This window comes from Streptomyces sp. XM83C, from assembly GCF_023072675.1.
Taxonomy (GTDB): domain Bacteria; phylum Actinomycetota; class Actinomycetes; order Streptomycetales; family Streptomycetaceae; genus Streptomyces; species Streptomyces thermocoprophilus.
This window is the reverse complement of sequence record NZ_JALLGL010000454.1, coordinates 1-3,490: the sequence shown is the minus strand read 5'-3', so window position 1 is coordinate 3,490 and position 3,490 is coordinate 1. Positions and strand designations below refer to the sequence as shown.

The following is a 3,490-nucleotide window of genomic DNA, read 5'->3' as shown; positions in this document are numbered from 1 at the left end:
GAGTACGAGCGCGGTGCGGGCATCATGCCCCTCGAAGACGACCGGGTGTACGAGAACTACGCGGCGGTCAGCTGAGGCCACGCCTCGGCGCCGCCGGGCGTGCCGGGGGCGGGTGAGACACCCGCCGCGGACGGCTCCCGGGTGTTCCTGCGGGGCGCGGCGATCAGCGGGCTGAATCCGAAGGGGCTGCTGCTGTATCTGTCGGTGCTGCCGCAGTTCCTGACGCTGCACGGGGAGCGGCTGCCGGTGCCGGTGCAGACGGGCGTGCTCGGTGTGCTGCACATGGCGTGCTGTGCGGTCGTGTATCTCACGGTCGGCCTGCTGGCCCGTGTGCTGCTGTCCGCCCGCCCGACCGCCGCCCGCGCGGTGACCCGTACGTCGGGGGCGGCGATGCTGGGGATCGGGGCGCTGCTGCTGGTGGAGCGGCTGGCGACGTTGTGAGGGGCGGCGCCCGGCGCGCCTGCCGCACCCGCGGAGCCCGCGCACTGTACCTGTCGGCGCGGGCGGGCCCTTCGGTCCGAGGCGGCCCCCGGGACCGGAGCGCCGTACCGCAGAATCGGGGCATGAGCGCCGATCTGCACCAGCTGCTGAGGTCCCTGCGCGTGTGGGACCCGGAGGTGACGTCCCTGCCGGGGTTCGACCCGGAGGCCGCGCCGGGGGACCCGGTCGCGCTGTTCGTGGAGTGGTTCGCGGCGGCTGTGGCGGCCGGGCAGCCGGAGCCGCACACGATGGCGCTGGCCACCGCCGACGCGGAGGGCCGGCCGGACGTGCGGACGGTGATGCTGCACGGCGCGGACGCGGACGGCTGGGCGTTCGCCACGCACGCCGGCAGCCGCAAGGGCCACCAGCTGGCGGTACGGCCGTACGCGGCCCTGCATTTCTACTGGCCGGTGCTGGGGCGGCAGGTGCGCGTGCGGGGCCCGGTCGAGCCGGCGCCTGGCGAGCAGGCGCGGGCGGATCTGCGGGCCAGGTCGACGGGAGCGCTGGCCGCCGCGCTGACCGGCCGGCAGAGCGAACCGCTGGTCTCGCTGGAGGAGTTGCGGCAGGCGTCCGAGGCGGCCTGGGAGCGGGCCCGCCGTGAGCCGGACGCGGAGGCGCCGACGTGGACGCTGTACCGGGTGCGTCCGGAGGAGGCCGAGTTCTTCCAGGGGGACGCGGCCCGCAGGCACGTACGGCTGACGTACCGCAGGGACGGCGACGGCGGGTGGACGAAGGGGCTGCTGTGGCCGTGACGGGGCGGTCCCGTGGGCTCCCGGCTCACCCCTCGAAAGCCCGCTGACGGGCCCTTCCCGAGTGCGCCGGTCTCACCCTCCGGGCGCGGACTCCACCCGGTCCGTGGCCAGCCGTGCGTGCAGGTGCGCGTCACGGAAGGCGTCGCGTCGCTCCGCCTCGAAGAGGGCGCCGCGCATCGTCCCCTCGTAGCGGAACCCGCACCGCTCGGCGACCTTGCAGGACACCGCGTGGCCGACGGCATGGTCCAGTTCGAGCCGGTGCAGGCCGAGTTCGCCGAACGCCCAGTCGGCGGCGAGCAGCAGGGCGCGGGTGGCGACGCCCCGGCCGCGGGCCTCGGGCAGCACCCAGTAGCCGACGCGGCCGACCCGCACCGCGAAGTCGATGTCGGTGACGCCGATGTGCCCGAGGGGTGTGCCGGTCCGGGCGTCCTCCACGCGGTACGACACTCCGGTGCCGTCGTGGACGGCTGCGGCGCGGGTGCGCAGGGCGGCGCGTGCGGACTCCAGGTCGGTGATGGGGAGGAGCGGGGTGTTCCAGCGGCGGAACTCGGGGTCGCCGCATCCGCGCAGATAGGTTTCGGCGTCGGTGTCCGCTTCGGGGTCCCACGGGCAAAGCCGCAGGCCGTGTCCGCGGATGTCGGTGACGGGGATCGGGCGGGGCGACGGCTCGGTCATGGGCTCATTGAACACCGATGATCACAAGGCGTCCCAGGCATTCTGTTCGAAGGGACCGGTGACGCGACAGAAGCCCTCGAACGCAAGCCCACGCCGGCAGACTCACGCCATAGGCCGGCGACAGGAACGAGCAGTCCCGGGCCCCGCGTCCCCCACCCGTGATCCATCCGCAACCAATTCCGGTCTTGACCGATACCCATCAACCTGGTGGGTGATTACGCTCGCGCTCATGGCCGACTCCACACCGTCCGCGACCCCGGCACACCCCGCCGCAGCGCAGCCCGCCGACCGTCCCGTCTATGTCATAGGCGGAGGGCCGGGAGGGCTGGCCGCCGCGCACGCGCTGCGGGAGCGGGGGCTGCGTGCCGTCGTGCTGGAGAAGGCGGACCGGGTGGGCGCCTCGTGGCGGCGGCACTACGACCGGCTGCATCTGCACACCACCCGCCGGCTCTCCGCGCTGCCCGGGCTGCCGATGCCGCGCCGCTTCGGCCGCTGGGTCTCCCGCGACGACGTCGTGCGCTATCTGGAGAAGTACGCCGAGCATCACGAGCTGGAGATCGTGACCGGCGTGGAGGTGTCCCGCGTGGACCGCTCCCCCGACGGCACGGGCTGGCTGCTGCACGCCTCCGGCGGCCGGCAGCTGTCCGGCGCCGCGGTGGTGGTGGCCACGGGGCACAACCACACGCCGCGCGTCCCCGACTGGCCCGGCCGGGACGGCTTCACCGGCGAGTTCCTGCATGCCTCCGCCTACCGCAACGCGAAGCCGTACGAGGGCCGTGACGTCCTGGTCGTCGGCGTCGGCAACACGGGCGCCGAGATCGCCGTGGACCTGGTGGAGGGCGGCGCGGCCCGGGTGCGGCTGGCGGTGCGGACGGCACCGCACATCGTGCGCCGTTCGACGGCGGGCTGGGCCGCCCAGTACACCGGCATTCTGGTGCGGCGGCTGCCGGTGCCGCTGGTCGACCGGCTGGCGCGGCCGGTCGCGCGGCTGAGCGTGCCCGACCTGTCCGCGCACGGCCTGCCCCGCCCGGACACCGGCCTGTACAGCCGGGTCACCGAGGGTGCGATCCCGGTGCAGGACGTGGGGCTGATCGACGCGGTGCGCGCGGGCCGGGTGGAGATCGTGGCCGCCGTGGACTCGTTCGACGGGGGCGAGGTCGTCCTCGCCGACGGCAAGCGGATCGAGCCGGACGCGGTGATCGCGGCCACGGGGTACGTACGGGCGCTGGAGGGCCTCGTCGGCCATCTGGGGGTGCTGGACGGCCGGGGCAGACCCGTGGTGCACGGGGCGCGCTCGCCGAAGGACGCGCCGGGGCTGTACTTCCAGGGGTTCACCAACCCGATCAGCGGCATGTTCCGGGAGATGGCGCTGGACGCCGTGAAGATCGCCAAGGCGATCGCGGCCCACGCCGAGGGCCGGGTGTCGCGCCTGCCGTCCTGACCCCGGCCGCCGCAGGGAGGGGAGCGCCGTACGGAACGGCCCTGACCACCGTGGGAAGCGCCCCGGGCCGCCGTACGAACGCCCCGGGGCCGCCGTACGGAACGCCCGCGAACCGCCGTACGGACCGGCCCCGGACCGCCGC

General features: G+C 74.8%; 3 protein-coding genes and 1 pseudogene. 3 read left to right on the top strand and 1 reads right to left on the bottom strand.

Features of this window, described 5'->3' with window-relative positions:
* Positions 1-93 precede the first annotated feature (93 nt).
* A pseudogene (locus MTQ10_RS29075) lies at positions 94-441 on the top strand (LysE family translocator); the annotation flags it as partial.
* 122 nt (positions 442-563) lie between these two features.
* A complete protein-coding gene (locus MTQ10_RS29070) occupies positions 564-1,232 on the top strand; it encodes a pyridoxine/pyridoxamine 5'-phosphate oxidase (protein ID WP_247473373.1) in 669 nt (222 codons plus the stop codon).
* Positions 1,233-1,304: 72 nt separating this feature from the next.
* On the opposite strand, the gene MTQ10_RS29065 is transcribed toward MTQ10_RS29070, so the two are convergent.
* Positions 1,305-1,907 (bottom strand): GNAT family N-acetyltransferase, encoded by a 603-nt coding sequence (locus tag MTQ10_RS29065; protein WP_247473372.1) that lies wholly within the window; start codon positions 1,905-1,907, stop codon positions 1,305-1,307.
* 229 nt (positions 1,908-2,136) lie between these two features.
* On the opposite strand from MTQ10_RS29065, the gene MTQ10_RS29060 reads away from it, so the two are divergent.
* Positions 2,137-3,348, top strand: coding sequence for a flavin-containing monooxygenase (locus MTQ10_RS29060; protein WP_247473371.1), 1,212 nt, complete (start codon positions 2,137-2,139; stop codon positions 3,346-3,348).
* The last annotated feature ends 142 nt before the right edge of the window (positions 3,349-3,490 follow it).